This window comes from Aeromicrobium phragmitis, assembly GCF_003674095.1.
Lineage (GTDB): Bacteria > Actinomycetota > Actinomycetes > Propionibacteriales > Nocardioidaceae > Aeromicrobium > Aeromicrobium phragmitis.
The window spans coordinates 1-337 of sequence record NZ_RDBF01000221.1 but is presented as its reverse complement, the minus strand read 5'-3'; the positions used below and the strand labels follow the sequence as shown (position 1 = coordinate 337).

Annotated in this window: 1 protein-coding gene; it reads left to right on the top strand. The window is 70.3% G+C overall.

Annotation, left to right across the window (positions count from 1 at the left end):
• Window positions 1-337: tripartite tricarboxylate transporter substrate-binding protein (locus D9V41_RS17060; RefSeq protein WP_279432368.1), on the top strand; the 337-nt coding region annotated here is incomplete at both ends.

Below are 337 nucleotides of genomic sequence, written 5' to 3'. Positions count from 1 at the left end.
AGAACGCCGGCAAGACCCTGAGCTACGCCACGACCGGCGTCGGCACCGGCAGCCAGCTCAGTTCGGAGCTGCTGTTCAAGCTCGCCGAGATCCCGGGCAAGGCCGTGCCCTTCGACGGCGGCGCGCCGGCGCTCACCGCGGTGCTGGGCAACCAGGCCGACGTCGCGTCGGTGCAGCTGGGTGAGGCCATGCCGCAGATCGAGGCGGGTAAGGTCACGCCGATCGTGACGTTCGCCAAGGAGCGCAACCAGTACCTCGACGACGTGCCGACCGCGGTCGAGAGCGGCTACGAGGTCGAGGTGCAGCAGGCGCGAGCGATCGCGGCTCCCAAGGGCAC